The organism is Enterobacter sp. D2, from assembly GCF_034427575.1.
Lineage (GTDB): Bacteria > Pseudomonadota > Gammaproteobacteria > Enterobacterales > Enterobacteriaceae > Enterobacter > Enterobacter cloacae_M.
Window position 1 is genome coordinate 960,744 of record NZ_JAXQPP010000001.1, and the last position, 16,361, is coordinate 977,104.

The 16,361-nt window shown below is 57.6% G+C and carries 17 protein-coding genes; 9 read left to right on the plus strand and 8 right to left on the minus strand.

The window, feature by feature from the left end:
- The first annotated feature begins 177 nt into the window (after nucleotides 1–177).
- Complete coding sequence (locus SPG90_RS04655; RefSeq protein WP_023311255.1) at nucleotides 178–924, plus strand: MipA/OmpV family protein; 747 nt, start codon at nucleotides 178–180, stop codon at nucleotides 922–924.
- A gap of 78 nt (nucleotides 925–1,002) precedes the next feature.
- Here the strand turns inward: SPG90_RS04655 and SPG90_RS04660 are convergent, their stop codons facing one another.
- Nucleotides 1,003–1,887, minus strand: coding sequence for a D-hexose-6-phosphate mutarotase (locus SPG90_RS04660; protein WP_322407984.1), 885 nt, complete (start codon nucleotides 1,885–1,887; stop codon nucleotides 1,003–1,005).
- 72 nt (nucleotides 1,888–1,959) lie between these two features.
- Nucleotides 1,960–2,955, minus strand: a complete 996-nt coding sequence (gene gapA / locus SPG90_RS04665; RefSeq protein WP_023311257.1) for a glyceraldehyde-3-phosphate dehydrogenase — start codon at nucleotides 2,953–2,955, stop codon at nucleotides 1,960–1,962.
- 340 nt (nucleotides 2,956–3,295) lie between these two features.
- Between gapA and msrB the strand changes: the two genes are divergently transcribed.
- Both msrB and SPG90_RS04675 read left to right on the plus strand, forming a co-directional pair.
- Nucleotides 3,296–3,709, plus strand: a complete 414-nt coding sequence (msrB, locus tag SPG90_RS04670; RefSeq protein ID WP_008500710.1) for a peptide-methionine (R)-S-oxide reductase MsrB — start codon at nucleotides 3,296–3,298, stop codon at nucleotides 3,707–3,709.
- 56 nt (nucleotides 3,710–3,765) lie between these two features.
- On the plus strand, nucleotides 3,766–4,029 hold the full coding sequence (locus SPG90_RS04675) for a YeaC family protein (protein WP_196238666.1): 264 nt from the start codon (nucleotides 3,766–3,768) through the stop codon (nucleotides 4,027–4,029).
- Between the two features lie 45 nt (nucleotides 4,030–4,074).
- On the opposite strand, the gene pncA is transcribed toward SPG90_RS04675, so the two are convergent.
- From pncA to sppA, 3 genes are all read right to left on the minus strand, one after another.
- The gene (pncA, locus tag SPG90_RS04680) at nucleotides 4,075–4,716 is read right to left on the minus strand and encodes a bifunctional nicotinamidase/pyrazinamidase (RefSeq protein ID WP_064791064.1); all 642 of its coding nucleotides are present in this window, start codon (nucleotides 4,714–4,716) and stop codon (nucleotides 4,075–4,077) included.
- Nucleotides 4,717–4,725: 9 nt separating this feature from the next.
- Nucleotides 4,726–5,742 carry an asparaginase gene (gene ansA / locus SPG90_RS04685; protein WP_047174034.1) on the minus strand — a complete coding sequence of 339 codons (1,017 nt, stop codon included), beginning with the start codon at nucleotides 5,740–5,742 and terminating at the stop codon, nucleotides 4,726–4,728.
- A gap of 63 nt (nucleotides 5,743–5,805) precedes the next feature.
- The gene (gene sppA / locus SPG90_RS04690) at nucleotides 5,806–7,662 is read right to left on the minus strand and encodes a signal peptide peptidase SppA (RefSeq protein ID WP_045353656.1); all 1,857 of its coding nucleotides are present in this window, start codon (nucleotides 7,660–7,662) and stop codon (nucleotides 5,806–5,808) included.
- A gap of 167 nt (nucleotides 7,663–7,829) precedes the next feature.
- Between sppA and SPG90_RS04695 the strand changes: the two genes are divergently transcribed.
- The 3 genes from SPG90_RS04695 (at nucleotide 7,830) to SPG90_RS04705 (ending at nucleotide 11,452) form a co-directional block, all read left to right on the plus strand.
- Nucleotides 7,830–8,381, plus strand: a complete 552-nt coding sequence (locus tag SPG90_RS04695) for an NAD(P)H nitroreductase (RefSeq protein ID WP_045401546.1) — start codon at nucleotides 7,830–7,832, stop codon at nucleotides 8,379–8,381.
- A 115-nt stretch (nucleotides 8,382–8,496) separates the two neighbouring features.
- A complete protein-coding gene (selD, locus tag SPG90_RS04700) occupies nucleotides 8,497–9,540 on the plus strand; it encodes a selenide, water dikinase SelD (RefSeq protein WP_047174036.1) in 1,044 nt (347 codons plus the stop codon).
- A gap of 4 nt (nucleotides 9,541–9,544) precedes the next feature.
- Entirely contained in the window at nucleotides 9,545–11,452 is a 1,908-nt protein-coding gene (locus tag SPG90_RS04705) for a DNA topoisomerase III (RefSeq protein ID WP_047174037.1), read from the plus strand.
- Nucleotides 11,453–11,522: 70 nt separating this feature from the next.
- Here the strand turns inward: SPG90_RS04705 and gdhA are convergent, their stop codons facing one another.
- On the minus strand, nucleotides 11,523–12,866 hold the full coding sequence (gdhA, locus tag SPG90_RS04710; protein WP_126303159.1) for an NADP-specific glutamate dehydrogenase: 1,344 nt from the start codon (nucleotides 12,864–12,866) through the stop codon (nucleotides 11,523–11,525).
- A 228-nt stretch (nucleotides 12,867–13,094) separates the two neighbouring features.
- Here gdhA and SPG90_RS04715 point away from each other — a divergent pair, with 228 nt between their 5' ends.
- Nucleotides 13,095–13,370: a DUF1496 domain-containing protein gene (locus tag SPG90_RS04715; protein WP_023311264.1), complete on the plus strand. Its 276-nt coding sequence runs from the start codon at nucleotides 13,095–13,097 to the stop codon at nucleotides 13,368–13,370.
- Here SPG90_RS04715 and SPG90_RS04720 read toward each other — a convergent pair.
- Nucleotides 13,333–13,749 (minus strand): pyrimidine (deoxy)nucleoside triphosphate diphosphatase, encoded by a 417-nt coding sequence (locus tag SPG90_RS04720; RefSeq protein ID WP_047174039.1) that lies wholly within the window; start codon nucleotides 13,747–13,749, stop codon nucleotides 13,333–13,335. The genes SPG90_RS04715 and SPG90_RS04720 overlap by 38 nt on opposite strands.
- 75 nt (nucleotides 13,750–13,824) lie before the next feature.
- Here SPG90_RS04720 and SPG90_RS04725 point away from each other — a divergent pair, with 75 nt between their 5' ends.
- Complete coding sequence (locus tag SPG90_RS04725) at nucleotides 13,825–14,394, plus strand: carboxymuconolactone decarboxylase family protein (RefSeq protein ID WP_047174040.1); 570 nt, start codon at nucleotides 13,825–13,827, stop codon at nucleotides 14,392–14,394.
- Nucleotides 14,387–15,004 (plus strand): CDP-alcohol phosphatidyltransferase family protein, encoded by a 618-nt coding sequence (locus SPG90_RS04730; RefSeq protein WP_322407985.1) that lies wholly within the window; start codon nucleotides 14,387–14,389, stop codon nucleotides 15,002–15,004. Before SPG90_RS04725 ends, SPG90_RS04730 begins: the two co-directional genes overlap by 8 nt.
- On the opposite strand, the gene SPG90_RS04735 is transcribed toward SPG90_RS04730, so the two are convergent.
- On the minus strand, nucleotides 15,001–16,308 hold the full coding sequence (locus tag SPG90_RS04735) for a sulfurtransferase (protein WP_126303161.1): 1,308 nt from the start codon (nucleotides 16,306–16,308) through the stop codon (nucleotides 15,001–15,003). The genes SPG90_RS04730 and SPG90_RS04735 overlap by 4 nt on opposite strands.
- Between the last annotated feature and the right edge of the window lie 53 nt (nucleotides 16,309–16,361).

Sequence of the window (16,361 nt, forward strand, 5' to 3'; positions counted from 1 at the left end):
TATAAGACAAATGCACGTTTTTCATTCAGTGGTCATATAAATGAAAGCGGGTTGTCATCTGAAAAGTTAAAAATAACGGGTTAATCAGACTGATTAGCAGGCAAAAAATTTTGGGATGTACGGGAATGGCGGTTACACTTCATCCGCTGATTATTTGACTACAGGAAAGAATGGATTGTGACCAAACTCAAACTTCTGGCATTAGGCATCTTTGCCGCGACCGCAGTGAATACCGCACAGGCGGAAAGTCAGTGGACGGTTGGCGCGGGTGTTGGCGTCATTAACAGCCCGTATAAACAGTATGACCGTGATGTTTATCCTGTTCCCGTTATCACCTATGAAGGCGACAACGTCTGGTTCCGCGGGCTCGGCGGCGGTTACTATCTCTGGAACGATAAGGCCGATAAGCTCTCCATCATGGCCTACTACGATCCAACGCACTTCAAGCCGGGTGACAGCGACAGCCATGCGCTTCGCCAGCTCGACAAGCGTAAAAGCACCATGATGGCCGGGCTCTCTTATGTACATAACACCGAGTATGGCTTCCTGCGTACGGCCCTGGCGGGTGATACGCTGGATAACAGCAACGGCTTTATCTGGGATCTGGCGTGGTTGTACCGCTACACCAACGGCGGGCTCACCCTGACGCCGGGTATCGGTGTGCAGTACAACAGCGAGAACTACAACGACTACTATTACGGCGTCTCTAAAAACGAGTCACGCCGAAGTGGTCTGAAAAGCTACAGTGCAGATGACGGCTGGGATCCTTATCTGGAGCTGACCGCGAGCTACAACTTCCTTGGCGACTGGAGCGTGTACGGTACCGGCCGCTATGAGCGTCTGAGCGACGAAGTGAAGGATAGCCCGATGGTCGATAAGTCCTGGGCAGGCATCTTCTCTGTGGGTGTGAGCTACAAGTTCTGATTGCGCACTAATATCGTGCAATTGATGCATTAAAACGGGGCGCTTGCGCCCCGTTTGCTTTAGCGTGGTGCAGAGAATTTATCGCTTAACAATGCGAATCGTCTGCCCTAAACGAGACGGTTTTTCTTCACTCGCTTTCTGCGGGTTGGTCACGCGAGCCGTTTCCACGCAGACAAACGTTTTATACCCATCATCCGTCATGTCGGCCATGCTGACGGACAGCGCCGGACCCGGGTTCCAGCCCACCACGTCGCTGTGATGATGATGAACCACTTCAATGCCGCGGTTCAGGGCGCCGTCGTGGATCACGCTGCACGCTTCCGGGTGCAGGTAAACGCGGTCGGTACGGTCAGGGAATGCCTGAACGCCGTCGCTCAGTTTGCCTTCTTTCGCGTTATCGACTTTATCAATATAGGTATCGCCAAGGCCGCTCACCTTCACGGCGCTGATATCACCCACGTTGAAATAGGTGTGCAGGGCAGAGGTGGTTTCGAACTCGCCGTGAGCTTCCAGTTCGATTTCACAGGTTTTACCCAGTTTGAAGCGGGCATACAGGGTGAAATCGTGCGGCCAGAGGGCGCGGGTTTCATCGTTTGCCTGCAGCTCAAAGGTCAGCGCTGTGCCGTTGTCATCTTCGTTATGCGCTTTCAGCGTCCACTGCTGGTTGCGGGCAAAACCGTGAGACGGCAAACCCGGCTGTGCGGACGGGCCGAACCACGGCCAGCAGATCGGCACGCCGCCGCGAATAGCCGCCCCCTTTTTGAAGGAGGTCGCATCGCTCAGCCACAAACCTTCGGCTTCACCTTCCGGTTTCCAGGAGAGCAGGTGCGCGCCGTTCAGCGCCACGGAAGCTTTAACGCGTGGGTGGTCAACGACGATAACGTCGGCACCGTCAATCTGACGGCGGGAGAGCACAGGGGTAAGTTGTTCGACTACCGGAAGTGCAAAAATTTTATTAATCATTAAGCAATCCTCTGTCTTATAAATAAAAAAAGGCGACCGAAGTCGCCTTTTGGATCAAGCACTCATCTCAACTTATTTAGAGATGTGAGCGATCAGGTCCAGTACTTTGTTAGAGTAGCCAGTTTCGTTGTCGTACCAGGAAACCAGTTTAACGAAGTTGTCGTTCAGTGCGATACCTGCTTTAGCATCGAACACGGAAGTGCAGATTTCGCCGTTGAAGTCGGTAGAAACAACGTCGTCTTCGGTGTAGCCCAGAACGCCTTTCATTGCGCCTTCGGAAGCAGCTTTGATTGCTTTCTTAATTTCTTCATAAGAAGCAGCTTTTTCCAGACGAACGGTCAGGTCAACAACGGATACGTTAGGAGTTGGAACGCGGAACGCCATACCAGTCAGTTTGCCATTCAGTTCTGGCAGTACTTTACCTACAGCTTTAGCAGCACCGGTAGAGGATGGGATGATGTTCTGAGCCGCGCCACGGCCGCCGCGCCAGTCTTTGTGAGACGGGCCATCAACGGTTTTCTGAGTAGCGGTGGTTGCGTGAACGGTAGTCATCAGACCTTCGATGATGCCGAAGTTGTCGTTGATAACTTTAGCCAGCGGTGCCAGGCAGTTGGTGGTGCAGGATGCGTTAGACACGATATCCTGGCCAGCGTAAGTTTCGAAGTTTGCACCACGAACGAACATTGGGGTGTTGTCTTTGGAAGGACCAGTCAGAACAACTTTCTTCGCACCCGCAGTGATGTGTTTACGTGCAGTTTCGTCGGTCAGGAAGATACCGGTTGCTTCAGCAACAACGTCAACACCGATTTCGTTCCATTTCAGGTTAGCTGGGTCTTTTTCAGCAGTAACGCGGATGGTTTTGCCATTAACAACCAGGTGGCCGTCTTTCACTTCAACGGTGCCGTCGAAACGACCGTGAGTTGAGTCGTACTTCAGCATGTACGCCATGTATTCAGCGTCCAGGAGATCGTTGATACCAACGATTTCGATGTCAGAACGTTTCTGAGCAGCACGGAAAACAATACGGCCGATACGGCCAAAACCGTTGATACCTACTTTGATAGTCATATATTCCACCAGCTATTTGTTAGTGAATAAAAGGTTGCCTGTAAAATTACAAAAACCTTACGCAGCGTCAAGCGGAATCGTGTCAATCATTGCGACAAATCAATCCTGTGACTAACGTTTGTGCGACTGACTCGCCTCACTTTCCCTTTGAGCTTGCACCCATATGGGGGCTGAGCCGGGATTTTAAAGTCATCGCAGGATAAAAATGTGAACATGATCACAATTGCCTGACCGCTTATTCGCGACACATAAGTTTAGATCAAAAGTGCACGCAAGGGTGTTAATGTTTTGTTAGAATCCGGGTTGAAAGATGTCTGTTTCTACAGCGAGATGTAAGCATATGTCGAACCAACGTAACCCTGACGATTTGAAAAAAAACCTCACAGAAATGCAGTTTTACGTGACGCAGAATCACGGAACGGAACCGCCGTTCACCGGGCGTTTACTGCACAACAAGCGAGACGGCGTCTACCACTGTCTGGTCTGTGATGCCCCGTTGTTCAATTCACAAACGAAATTTGATTCTGGCTGCGGCTGGCCGAGTTTTTACGAGCCGGTGAGCGATGAGGCCATCCGCTACCTGACCGACTCGTCGCACGGCATGGTGCGCACGGAAATTCGCTGCGGCAACTGCGATGCGCACCTTGGGCACGTCTTCCCGGATGGCCCACAGCCTACGGGCGAGCGTTTCTGCGTAAACTCTGCCTCAATGAGCTTCACCGATGATGAGAACGGTGACCAGATTAAGGGTTGAAAAAACGATTCAGCAAATTATTCCTTTGAAAGGGCGCGAGTGTGAATATTGATGACATGATTAGCGGCATGACGCCGGAAATTTATCAGCGTCTGGTGACCGCCGTAGAACTGGGAAAATGGCCCGACGGCGTCGCGCTGACGCCGGAGCAAAAAGAGAACAGTTTACAGCTGGTGATGCTGTGGCAGGCGCGCAATAACACCGACGCGCAGCACATGACGATCGACACCAAAGGCCAGATGGTGATGAAGAGCAAGCGCGAGCTGAAAGAAGACTTCGGCATCACGCCGAAGCCGATTGCGACGATGAAAATGCAATAACGGTGCGGGTTGATGCCCTCTCCCACAGGGAGAGGGCGTAAAAGACTACGCCTGCGTTTCCAGCCAGTCTTCGAGCGTATACAGCGTTGCGCCTTCCGCAGCCATATCCATAAACGCCTGAGCGCTGTCCTGCGGATGAATGTTTACCCCGCGGCAGCCGTCGGTGATGACGCTGACGGTATAACCTAACTGGAGCGCGTCCAGCACGGTAAACTTCACGCAGTAATCCGTCGCCAGGCCCAGCACGATCAGCTCCGTGATTTCGTGATGACGTAACCACGCGTCCAGCGCCGTTTTCTGGCGATGCCCGTTATCAAAAAACGCGCTATAGCTGTCGATAGCCGGGTTTTCACCTTTATGGAACACCGCGTCGACGGCTTTCTGATTCAGGAGCGGATGCAGCTCCGCGCCTTCCGTCTGCTGTACGCAGTGATCCGGCCAGAAGGTTTGCGCCAGCCCGTCGAGTTCACCCTGAGTGAAAGGCTCGACGTTGTGCTGGCTGGCAAAGCTGCCGTGGTTCGCCGGGTGCCAGTCCTGGCTTGCGACAACCGCTACACCGCGGGCTTTGCACCAGTCAATCAGCGTGTTTGCCACGTCAACGGTGCTGTCACCTTCGGCGACGGCCAGCGCACCGCCCGCGCAGAAATCATTTTGCAAATCGACCAGTAGCAGGGCGCGTTGCTTCATGAGCACTCCTTATTCGTCCGGGGTCAGCTCGCCGCGCAGGTTTTTCATCATCGCGCTGCGAATGGACTGAATGTCCAGATCCTGACTCAGTAAATAGTGAAGTTTAGTCAGCGTTGCCTCAACGGTCATATCGAAGCCGCTGATGACTCCCGCATGAGCCAGCGCGTTGCCGGTGGCATAGCCGCCCATGTTGACCTTTCCGGACATGCACTGGGTCAGGTTCACGACCACAATTCCGCGCTCGCTGGCTTCCTGGAGCTCTTTCAGGAATTCGCCGTTCTGCGGGGCATTACCTACGCCATAGGAGCGCAGGATCAGCGCTTTCACCGGCTGGCGCAGGAAGTTACGCACAACGTCAGCAGAGATACCCGGGTAAATAGTGACCACGCCAATCGGTTGCGGAGTGATCGGATGCACGATCAGCTCGCCGGCGGTGTTCGGCGCAGGCGGCGTGCCCAGACGACGGATATGAATCCCGGCCTCCAGCAGCGGCTGCAGGTTAGGGGAGGCGAAGGCGTCAAAGCCGTCGGCATGGGCTTTGGTGGTGCGGTTGCCGCGATACAGACGGTTGTTGAAAAACAGCGACACTTCGTTAATCGGGTAATTCGCCGCCACGTACAGGGAGTTCAGCAGGTTGATCTGCCCGTCCGAGCGCAGCTCCGCCAGCGGAATTTGCGACCCGGTAACGATAACCGGCTTGCTCAGGTTCTCCAGCATGAAAGAGAGCGCCGAGGCGGTAAACGCCATGGTGTCGGTGCCGTGCAGGATCACGAAGCCGTCGTACTGGTCGTAATGGGCTTTAATGTCATCCGCGATGTGCTGCCAGTCTTCCGGCGTCATGTCGGAGGAGTCCATCAGCGGCTCGTATTCGTGGATGGTGAAGTCTGGCATTTCCGGACGGTGGAATTCAGGCATCAGCGCAAGCTGACGCTGAAGGTGGCCGGAGACAGGGATATAGCCGTTTTCAGAGCGCTGCATACCGATGGTACCGCCAGTGTAGGCTACATAAATCGATTTCTTCTGCATGGTAGTGAGTTCTTGTTCTTCAAAAGAAAAAAATCCCCTCTTCGCGGGAAGAGGGGACGGTTTTTAACGGACGTTAGCGCAGGTCAGGCAAAACGCGTAACGACTCTGTGGATCGTTAAAGGCCGCGAGCTTATCGCTTTCCGCCTTCATCGCTTTCGCCGCTGTGGCGACTGGCGCAGGCAGGTAAGCCTGCATCGCCTCCGGCAGCATGGCGCGTACCGAGCCGGACATGCTGTCCATGACCATATCGAAGAACGAAGGCTCGTCCTGGTAATACTCGATATGCCATTGCTTGAGCTTCGCCAGCTCGGCGGCTTTTTTCACCGCGTCATCGAAGTCGCCCAGGCTGTCCACCAGACCGTTGCTCTTCGCATCCTGGCCGGTCCAGACGTGGCCCTGCGCGATCTGGTCGATCTGCTCAGGCGTCTTTTTACGCGAGTCCGCTACCAGGGTGATAAAGCGCTTATAGCCGTTCTCAATGCTGAGCTGCATCATCTCAGAGACTTCTGGCGGCAGGGATTTGGTCACCGACACATCAGCCAGCGGAGAGGTGGCCACGCCATCGGTATGCACGCCCAGAGAATCCAGGCTGTTTTCCACGGTGTTGATCACCCCGAAGATGCCAATCGAACCGGTCAGCGTGCTTGGGTTGGCCACGATGTAGTTGGCTGGCGTTGAGATCCAGTAACCCCCGGAGGCGGCCATTCCGCCCATGGATACGACGACCGGCTTGCCGGCGGCACGCGCCGCAGCCAGTTCAGCGCGGATCACCTCGGAGGCGCTGACGCTGCCGCCAGGGCTGTTCACCCGCAGGACGATCGCTTTCACTTTTGGATCCAGGCGAGCATCGCGGATTTGTGACGCGGTAGTATCGCCGCCCACGTTCCCCGGAGTCTCCTGGCCGTCCATGATGGCGCCGTTGGCAAACACCACCGCGACGCTGTTACCGCTGTCATCAGGCTTTTTCGTCGAGTAATCATACATGCTGATGGCGCTGTAATTTTTGTCCTCTTTGCTCCAGCCAAACTGTTTGCTAAGGGATTTTTCAATCTCGGCGCTGGTGCCCAGGGCATCAACCAGTTTGTTATCGAGCGCATATTTTGCGGTATCACCGTCAACCTTACGCAGGCCATCCAGCACGCCCTGTGCGCCCGGGAACGCCTGCTCAGGCGTAATCTGGCGGTTGGCGGCAACGGTGCCGAGATAGTTCTGCCACAGCTCGCCAATCCAGCGGCTGTCCGCTTCACGGGCGGCAGGAGACATGTCGTCGCGGATAAACGGCTCGACGGCGGATTTGTACGTGCCGACGCGGAAGACGTGGGTGGTAACCTTAAGCTTGTCGAGCAGGGACTTATAGTACAGGCCGTTGGTGGCAAAACCGTGCAGATCCACCGTACCCTGCGGAGAGAGCCAGATCTTATTGGCGAAGCTCGCCAGATAATATTGCCCCTGGCTGTAGCTGTCGCCCACGGCAATCACCGGCTTGCCGCTGTCGCGGAATTCGCGCAGCGCTTTACCGATGTACTGCATTGAAGGCTGATCGCCGCCGGCAAAATCTTTCAGATCCAGCACGATCCCAGTGATGTTCCGGTCGTCTTTGGCCTGGCGGATGGTATCGACGATATCGAACAGGGAGTTTTCCTGCAGACGGTCTGACGTCGCGCCAAACAGCTGGCGGCTGATTGCCCCCAGACGGTTGCTGGCGGACGGTTTATCAACGATAACGCCGGTGATATCGAGTAACAGGGCCCCGCGAGTCGAATGCTGCGCCTGATTCGCGTTGCTGATATGCATCCAGATGCCCGCGCAAACCAGAACCAGGAAGATGAAGAAGATGTTCATCACCAGGTTGCGGACGAAGTTGAGCAGTCTCCACGTCCATTTAAAGAAACCGGCAATGATTCGCCAAAGGGTTCGCATGTATTCTCCCTAACCAGAAAATGACTGTTTCCGTCGCCACTGGACGGTAATGTTGGGTTATCGTAATGACCCAACCGCCACTTGTCAGCAGGAATCGCCTGCCAGGCTGTAACAAAATCTGCGGTCGTGTTAATTTTGTGAGTAAATTTCAAGAAAGGAGTTAACCAATGGACGCACTCGAACTGCTTGTTAACCGCCGTAGCGCTTCCCGTCTGGCCGAACCTGCCCCGGCAGGCGAGCAGCTGGAGAACATTCTGCGTGCCGGCATGCGTGCCCCCGATCACGGCACGCTGCAGCCGTGGCACTTCTTTGTGATTGAAGGCGAAGGCCGCGATCGTTTCAGCCAACTGCTGGAGCAGGGCGCGATTGCCGCCGGGCAGGATGAGAAAGGTATCGACAAGGCGCGCAATGCCCCGTTCCGCGCCCCGATGATTATCGCCGTCGTGGCGAAATGCCAGGCTGACCATAAGGTGCCGGTCTGGGAACAGGAAATGTCCGCAGGCTGTGCGGTGATGGCGATGCAAATGGCCGCCGTCGCGCAGGGCTTTAACGGTATCTGGCGTACCGGTGCGCTGACCGAAAGCCCGGCGGTCCGTGACGGTTTTGGCTGCGGTGAGCATGACAAAATTGTCGGTTTCCTCTATCTCGGCACCCCGCAGCTTAAAGCCTCCAGCACCATCAGCATTCCGGACACCACGCCTTTCGTCAGCCATTTCTGATAACGCACCTAAACTGTCTGGATTCTGAGCATCTGCCGCAGAATTCAGACAGTCATACTTACCTCTTTATGGAATGAGCGCTACCATAGCGCGATTGAGATGACAGGAGACGTCCATGAGCGAGCAAACCATTCGTTTAACGCAGTACAGCCACGGAGCCGGTTGCGGTTGTAAAATTTCGCCGAAAGTGCTGGAGACCATCCTGCACAGTGAACAGGCGAAGTTTGTCGACCCGAACCTGCTTGTCGGCAACGAAACGCGTGACGATGCTGCAGTTTATGACTTAGGTAACGGCACCAGCATTATCAGTACTACCGACTTCTTTATGCCGATTGTCGACAACCCGTTCGACTTCGGGCGCATTGCGGCCACCAACGCCATCAGCGATATCTTCGCGATGGGCGGTAAGCCGATCATGGCGATTGCCATTCTGGGCTGGCCGATCAACACCATCCCGCCGGAAGTGGCCCGTGAAGTGATTGATGGCGGTCGTTTTGCCTGCCAGCAGGCGGGGATTGCGCTGGCCGGCGGTCACTCTATTGATGCGCCCGAACCGATCTTCGGCCTGGCCGTCACCGGCGTAGTGCCGACCGAACGCGTAAAGCGCAACAGCACCGCGCAGGCGGGCTGTAAATTGTTCCTTACCAAGCCGCTGGGTATTGGCGTGCTGACCACCGCCGAGAAAAAATCCCTGCTGAAACCGGAGCACAAAGGTCTGGCAACCGAAGTCATGTGCCAGATGAACCTCGCCGGTGCGGCGTTTGCCAATATCGACGGCGTGAAGGCGATGACCGACGTCACCGGTTTTGGTCTGCTGGGGCACCTCTCTGAAGTGTGTCAGGGCGCGGGCGTGCAGGCGCAGGTCTGGTATCAGGACGTGCCGAAGCTGCCGGGCGTGGAGGAGTATATTGCTCAGGGCGCGGTGCCGGGCGGTACCCAGCGCAACTTCGCCAGCTACGGTCACCTGATGGGCGAAATGCCTGCGGAGTGGCGCAACCTGCTGTGCGATCCGCAAACCTCCGGCGGCCTGCTGCTGGCGGTCACGCCGGAATCGGAAGCCGAGGTTCAGGCAACGGCCGCCGAGTTCGGCATCACCCTGACGGCAATCGGCGAGCTGGTGACCGCGCGCGGCGGTCGTCCGATGATTGAGATCCGTTAATTCGATGCGGTTGTTTATTGCCGAAAAGCCGAGCCTGGCCCGCGCCATCGCCGACGTGCTGCCTAAACCGCATCGCAAAGGTGACGGCTTTATCGAATGCGGTAACGGGCAGGTGGTCACCTGGTGTATTGGTCACCTGCTTGAGCAGGCGCAGCCGGACGTCTACGACAGCCGCTACGCCCGCTGGAATTTAAACGATCTGCCCATCGTGCCGGAAAAATGGCGCCTGCAGCCCCGACCTTCAGTCACCAAACAGCTCAACGTGATCAAGCGCTTCCTGCATGACGCCGCTGAAATCGTGCACGCAGGTGACCCGGACAGGGAAGGGCAGCTGCTGGTGGATGAGGTGCTGGACTATCTTGAACTGGCGCCGGAAAAGCGTCAGCAGGTGCAGCGCTGCCTGATCAACGACCTCAACCCGCAGGCGGTGGAGCGTGCGATCTCGCGCCTGCGCGCCAACAGCGAGTTTATTCCGCTGTGCGTCTCGGCGCTCGCCCGCGCGCGCGCCGACTGGCTGTACGGCATCAATATGACCCGCGCCTACACCATACTCGGGCGCAACGCGGGCTATCAGGGCGTGCTCTCCGTGGGGCGCGTGCAGACGCCGGTGCTGGGGCTGGTGGTGCGTCGCGATGAAGAGATTGAGAACTTCGTCGCCAAAGATTTTTTTGAAGTGAAAGCGCATATCGTCACGCCTGAAGACGAGCGCTTTACCGCCGTCTGGCAGCCGAGCGACGCCTGCGAATCTTACCAGGATGAAGAGGGGCGCTTGCTGCACCGTCCGCTGGCGGATCATGTGGTTAACCGCATTACCGGCCAGCCGGCTATCGTCACCAGCTATAACGATAAACGGGAATCAGAACCCGCGCCGCTGCCGTTCTCTCTGTCGGCCCTGCAGATTGAGGCCGCGAAGCGCTTTGGCCTCAGCGCGCAGAACGTGCTGGACATCTGCCAGAAGCTCTACGAAACCCATAAGCTCATCACCTACCCGCGTTCGGACAGCCGCTATCTGCCGGAAGAGCACTTTGCCGGTCGCCACTCGGTGATGAACGCCATCGGCGTGCACGCGCCGGATCTGCTCCCGCAGCCTGCGGTAAACCCGGACACCCATAACCGCTGCTGGGATGATAAAAAAGTCGATGCCCACCACGCGATTATCCCGACGGCCCGCGCCAGCATCGTCAACCTGACCGAGAACGAAGCGAAGGTCTATCACCTGATTGCCCGTCAGTACCTGATGCAGTTCTGCCCGGACGCGGTATTCCGCAAGTGCGTGATTGAGCTTGAGATTGCCAAAGGTAAGTTTGTCGCCAAAGCGCGTTTCCTCGCAGAAGCGGGCTGGCGTACGCTCCTCGGCAACAAAGAGCGTGATGAGGAGAACGACGGCACGCCGCTGCCGGTGGTCGCCAAAGATGACGAACTGCTGTGCGAGAAGGGCGAAGTGGTTGAACGTCAGACCCAGCCTCCGCGCCATTTCACCGATGCGACGCTGCTGTCGGCGATGACCGGGATCGCCCGGTTCGTTCAGGATAAAGATCTGAAGAAGATCCTGCGCGCCACCGACGGTCTGGGAACGGAAGCGACGCGAGCGGGGATCATCGAGCTGCTCTTTAAGCGCGGCTTCCTGGAGAAAAAGGGACGCTATATCCACTCAACGGAGCCGGGCCGGGCGCTAATCCACTCTCTGCCGGAGCTGGCCGCCAGGCCGGACATGACCGCGCACTGGGAATCGGTGCTGACGCAGATCAGCGAGAAGCAGTGCCGCTATCAGGACTTTATGCAGCCGCTGGTCGGGACGCTTTATCAGCTGATCGATCAGGCGCGCAGCACGCCGGTGAAAACGTTCAGAGGCATGGTTGCGCCCGGTGGCGGCGCGAAGAAACCGTTCAAGAAGAAAAAGAGCGCGGCCTGACACACGTTTTTCTCCCCTCTCCCGGTGGGAGAGGGCCGGGGTGAGGGCACCCGGCCGCACGCGATAAACCTTAAATCACGCCCTGACCAATCATCGCATCCGCCACCTTCACGAACCCGGCGATATTCGCCCCGCGCACGTAGTTGGTTTGCGACGCCTCGCCGCCGTACTCCACGCAGGCATGGTGAATATCCAGCATGATGTGGTGCAGGCGCGCATCCACTTTCTCCGCCTTCCAGCCGAGACGTGCGGCGTTTTGCGCCATCTCGAGGCCGGAGGTCGCCACGCCGCCCGCGTTAGCAGCCTTGCCCGGCGCAAACAGCACGCCCGCTTCCAAAAACAGGTCCGTCGCATCGATAGTGGTCGGCATATTTGCCCCTTCGGCCACCGCTTTTACGCCGTTGCTAATCAGGGTACGCGCGGCGTCCGCATCCAGCTCGTTCTGCGTGGCGCACGGCAGGGCGATATCCACCGGAACGCCCCACGGCTGTTTCCCTTCCAGGTAGGTCAGGCCAAACTCCCGGGCATAATCCGCCACGCGGCCATCGCGGCTGGCTTTGATTTCACACAGGCGCGCCAGCTTCTCTGCCGTGAAGCCCGCTTCATCCACCACCGTGCCGCTGGAATCAGAGGCGGTCACCACGCGAGCGCCAAGCTGCATCGCTTTCTCAATCGCGTACTGCGCCACGTTACCGGAGCCGGACACCGCGACGCGCATGCCTTCAAAGCCTAAACCGTGACGCTTGAGCATCGCCTCGGTGAAGTAAACCAGGCCGTATCCTGTCGCTTCCGGGCGGATCAGGCTCCCGCCAAACGACAGCCCCTTGCCGGTAAAGACGCAGGCGCTGTTGTTGGATAGCTTTTTCATCATCCCGGCCATAAAGCCCACTTCACGTCCGCCCACGCCGATATCACCGGCAGGAACGTCGGTATCCGGGCCGAGGTGGCGGTAGAGTTCGGTCATCAGCGCCTGGCAGAAGCGCATCACTTCCCCTTCGCTTTTGCCTTTCGGGTCGAAATCGCTGCCGCCTTTCCCGCCGCCCATCGGTAGCGTGGTGAGGGCGTTTTTAAAGGTCTGCTCGAAGCCGAGGAATTTCAGAATCGACAGGTTCACGGACGGATGAAAACGCATGCCGCCCTTAAACGGGCCAATCGCCGAGTTAAACTGAACGCGCCACGCGCGGTTAACCTGTACCTGGTTGCGATCGTCAACCCACGTCACGCGGAACTGGATCACGCGCTCTGGCTCGATCATGCGTTCAAGCAGAGACATCTGGCGATAACGCGGGTTTTGTTCAAGGAAGGGCCACAGGGTGGTCATAACTTCACGCACGGCCTGAGCGAACTCGCTTTGGTGCGGGTCGCGCTGCTGAACATGGGCAAGGAAACTTTCCAGAGAGCGTGTCTGATCCATAGATATAAGAACCTCTTATCGTATTTTATGTTTATTACTTATGCGATTTGTGTTGTTTTTTTGACTATACCACCCGTACCGCTTTGTGAGGCAAGCAGAAATTTATGACGAAAGGGAAATTAATGAGAGGGCGGGCGTCATAACGAAAAGCGATGAAGAGATAAATTAAAGGTTCGGCTCTGGTTTACCGTTATAGTCAATATCAGGACACAACAGGAAGACAAGTCGATGAACCGTTATGTGATGACCGCGTTATGTTTGATGTTTACCGCTGGCGCTCAGGCTGACCGCATTCGTCCGGATGTGGAAGTGAATGTGCCGCCGGAAGTGTTTAGCTCCAGCGGCCAGAATCAAACGGTGCAGCCCTGCAATCAGTGCTGTATCTATCAGAATCAGAACTACTCGGAAGGGGCCGTTGTGAAAGCGGACGGCATTCTGCTGCAGTGCCAGCGCGACGAGCGCGCCATCAGCACGAACCCGCTGGTCTGGCGTCGCGTAAAATAATAAACGCTTCCAGCAGCGGAATATCCGCGGGGGCTAAGGGGTAGCCAAACGCCTCTTCCGGCGTACACCACGCCAGCGCGCTGTGGTAGTGCGCCGTGATATCGCCGCGGAAAGCAGGAACGTGCCAGGCATGCAGGTTAATCAACCGCTGAGAGACTTCCCGCTGGTGGCTTGCCACGTATTGTCCCGGCAGGGCGTCAATGCCCAACTCTTCACGCAGCTCGCGGATAAGCGCTTCTGGCTGGGTTTCTCCGGCCTCGACTTTACCGCCTGCAAATTCCCACATTCCCGGCTGGTCGGCGTGGGCAGGGCGCTGCGCCAGTAAAATGTTGCCGTCTTTTTCGATGATGGCGGCAACGACATCGAGTGTTTTCAGCATGGTCGTCAATAATTAATAGCGAAAAAAGACATATTATCGTGCCCTTTCTCAGAGTCCAGTAAACAGGAGAATCAGGTGAAAGAGTCCCCCGCCTGGGTTGCCCCCCTCGAATCCCTTCCCGCCAGCCTTAAACCGATAGCCGCCATGCAGAAAAAGCATTTTGGCGCGGTACTGAATCCCACCCGCTGGTGGGGGCGAATGCCGCGTCTGTTCTGGCTGGTGGCGCTGTTTGTCGGCTTTCTGGAGCGTCGTCGCGCGCGCCTGACGCCCGCGCTGCGTTCGCTACTCATGACGCGGGTATCCCAGCTCTGTCACTGCGCTTTCTGCATTGATGCCAACAGCCTGCGTCTGGCCGAGCGCTGCGGCACGCTGGATAAGGTTCAGGCCGTGAGCGACTGGCAGGATTCCGCCTTGTTCACCGAGCAGGAGCGCGCGGCGCTGGCCTACGCCGAGGCGATGACCGCCACGCCGCCCCGGGCGGATGAGGCAGTCAGAACGGCGCTGAAACGCCACTTCACGGACGATGCCATTACCGAGATGACGGCGCTGATTGCGTTTCAGAATCTCTCCGCCCGTTTTAATGCCGCGCTGGATATTCCGGCGCAGGGGCTGTGCGCCACGTTTAGCGAGACTCCCCATGCTTGACCGTCACCTGCATCCGCGGGTAAAGCCCGTTCTGAATCGTCTGGTTTCCGTGCTGGATAAGCCGGGCATCACGCCCGACGGATTAACCCTGACCGGGTTTGCCATCGGCGTGCTGGCGCTGCCGTTTCTGGCCCTCGGCTGGTATCCGGCTGCGCTGGCTGCCATCGTGCTTAACCGCCTGCTGGATGGTCTGGACGGCGCGCTGGCGCGCAGGAGAGGGCTGACCGATGCGGGGGGATTTCTTGATATCGCGCTCGATTTTCTGTTCTACGCCCTGGTGCCGTTTGGCTTTGCGCTCGCGGCTCCCGCAGAGAATGCGCTGGGGGCCACCTGGCTGCTGTTTGCGTTTATCGGTACCGGCAGCAGCTTTCTGGCGTTTGCGGCGCTGGCGGCGAAGCACGACATCGACAACCCCGGCTATGTGCACAAGTCGTTTTATTACATCGGTGGGTTAACGGAAGGGACGGAGACCATCGCGCTGTTCGTGCTGTGCTGCCTGTTCCCGGCGCACTTTACGCTGTTCGCATGGGTATTCGGCGCGCTGTGCTGGCTGACCACCACAACGCGCGTCTGGAGCGGCTATGTGACGCTGAAGTCACTCAGCCCTTAGAGAGCGCTCTCTGGCCCGCGCTCTCCGGTGGTGACCGGGTTCTGCGGGTGACTGCTCCATTCGTACCAGCCGCCATCATAGACGGCGACATTCTTCCAGCCCATCGCCCGGGCGTACATAAAGGTTTCTGACGCGCGCCACCCGGTGCCGCAGTAAAACGCGACGTGCTGTTCCGGCAGAATATTCCAGCGCTTCCACTGGGCGGCGATATCGTCCGCGCTGCGCATGGTGCCATCCGGGTTATGGAAATCTTCCATATGGGTCGCGTCGCTGCCCGCATGACCCCAGCGGGCACCGGCAATTTCACCTTTTGGCTTGATGTAGCTGTAGCCGCTGGTTTCGCCGATGAACTCCGGCCACGAACGAATGCTGACCAGGGAGGCATCCTGACGGTGCAGCATCCCGCGCGCCTGTTCCATATCAACCATCAGCTGCGGCTGGCCGGGGATCGGCGCGCCAAAATCGAGGGCAGGCGCCACTTTGCCGGGCGTGCCGCGTTCAACCGGCAGGCCTGCATCGGACCACGCCTTCCAGCCGCCGTCGAGAATACGCACATCCTTCACGCCCGCATACAGCATGATCTGCGCCACGCGCGCGGCGGCGTAAACGTCACGGCCATACAGAATGACGGTGGTGTCGTGACGGATCCCGTGCTTCGCCAGCATCGCTTTCAGCTTGTCGTCGGAGACTTTATTCCACAGCGGCTCGCTTTCCACCTCGTTGGTGTCGATGTAGCCCGCGCCGGGAATGTGGTTTAGCAGGTAAAACTTCGGTGCGCCCCAGGCGGCTTCAATCACTTTCCAGTCACCCGCCGGCGCGGCGGTCACGGGTTTACCCTGCTGGAGGCGGTGGATCCACTGCGGGTAAACCAGCTGTTCAAAGTGAGGCAGGCGCTGAAGGCGGTCGGGCGTCTTCAGAGCGTCGCTGAGCAGCGAGACGTTGCGGTATCCGGCTTTCTCCAGGCGGGATTTCACCGCCAGGTTATTGTTCTCGTCGCCGTACAGGGCGATGGCCGTCGCGGGCGTAAGCTGATGCTGTTTTGCCCAGCTCGCAATCTGCTCGTCGCTCATTGCGCCCAGCCAGGCGGCAGCCAGGTTGAGTGCGGCGGGTTCATGCCCGGAGGGGCCGCTGAGGGTCTGCGGCCAGCCGTTATAGAACGCGCTGGGGCGGGTGTCGACAGGCGTGCCGTGCTGTGCCTGAAGCTGGGAGAGCGTCATCGCGTTGGCCAAATCAGCCGCCAGAGAGGAAAAGGACGCGAGGCCGCAGAGCAGGGCCAGCGCGGTCAGTTGAGAAACACGTTTCATCGAATAACCTGACGTCAGTAAAAGAGGGGGGCATTGTCGTCTCTCCCGAAACG

Bases quoted from the DNA above. Each gene is read 5' to 3' on its own strand.
- SPG90_RS04705 (WP_047174037.1), top strand. From the start codon at position 9,545: ATGCGGTTGTTTATTGCCGAAAAGCCGAGCCTGGCCCGCGCCATCGCC.
- SPG90_RS04695 (WP_045401546.1), top strand. From the start codon at position 7,830: ATGGACGCACTCGAACTGCTTGTTAACCGCCGTAGCGCTTCCCGTCTG.
- SPG90_RS04735 (WP_126303161.1), bottom strand. From the start codon at position 16,308: ATGAAACGTGTTTCTCAACTGACCGCGCTGGCCCTGCTCTGCGGCCTC.
- gapA (WP_023311257.1), bottom strand. From the start codon at position 2,955: ATGACTATCAAAGTAGGTATCAACGGTTTTGGCCGTATCGGCCGTATT.
- selD (WP_047174036.1), top strand. From the start codon at position 8,497: ATGAGCGAGCAAACCATTCGTTTAACGCAGTACAGCCACGGAGCCGGT.
- sppA (WP_045353656.1), bottom strand. From the start codon at position 7,662: ATGCGAACCCTTTGGCGAATCATTGCCGGTTTCTTTAAATGGACGTGG.
- SPG90_RS04720 (WP_047174039.1), bottom strand. From the start codon at position 13,749: ATGCTGAAAACACTCGATGTCGTTGCCGCCATCATCGAAAAAGACGGC.
- msrB (WP_008500710.1), top strand. From the start codon at position 3,296: ATGTCGAACCAACGTAACCCTGACGATTTGAAAAAAAACCTCACAGAA.
- pncA (WP_064791064.1), bottom strand. From the start codon at position 4,716: ATGAAGCAACGCGCCCTGCTACTGGTCGATTTGCAAAATGATTTCTGC.
- ansA (WP_047174034.1), bottom strand. From the start codon at position 5,742: ATGCAGAAGAAATCGATTTATGTAGCCTACACTGGCGGTACCATCGGT.
- SPG90_RS04660 (WP_322407984.1), bottom strand. From the start codon at position 1,887: ATGATTAATAAAATTTTTGCACTTCCGGTAGTCGAACAACTTACCCCT.
- SPG90_RS04730 (WP_322407985.1), top strand. From the start codon at position 14,387: ATGCTTGACCGTCACCTGCATCCGCGGGTAAAGCCCGTTCTGAATCGT.
- gdhA (WP_126303159.1), bottom strand. From the start codon at position 12,866: ATGGATCAGACACGCTCTCTGGAAAGTTTCCTTGCCCATGTTCAGCAG.
- SPG90_RS04715 (WP_023311264.1), top strand. From the start codon at position 13,095: ATGAACCGTTATGTGATGACCGCGTTATGTTTGATGTTTACCGCTGGC.
- SPG90_RS04675 (WP_196238666.1), top strand. From the start codon at position 3,766: ATGATTAGCGGCATGACGCCGGAAATTTATCAGCGTCTGGTGACCGCC.